The 385-nt window shown below is 65.1% G+C and carries 1 pseudogene; it reads left to right on the top strand.

Annotated features, from left to right (window positions below):
• Positions 1-385, top strand: a pseudogene (locus tag AC1D0P_RS31485) (Tm-1-like ATP-binding domain-containing protein); the annotation flags it as partial.

Raw genomic sequence — 385 nt, 5'->3', positions numbered from 1 at the left:
TCCGACTGCAGAAGCCTGGGAGGCCAAGCGCAAGCTGGCGCGGCCAGCCATCGGCATCACCATGTTCGGCGTTACCACGCCCTGTGTACAGGCCGTGACCAAGAAGCTCGATGGCGRATATGACTGCCTGGTCTTCCACGCCACCGGCACCGGTGGCCGGGCGATGGAGAAACTGGGCGACTCCCGCCTGCTCGCCGGCTTCCTCGACATCACCACGACGGAAGTGGCCGACATGCTGGTTGGCGGCGTCTTCGCGGCTGACAAAGACCGGTTCGGTGCCCCGATCCGCACCGGCCTGCCCTATGTCGGCTCGGTCGGCGCACTCGACATGGTCAATTTCGGCCCGCGCGACACCGTGCCGGACAAGTTCAAGAACCGCAAATTC

The organism is Polaromonas sp. P1_G2, assembly GCF_056405515.1.
Note: the sequence above shows the minus strand (reverse complement) of the source record. Positions and strands in the feature narration are given on the sequence as shown.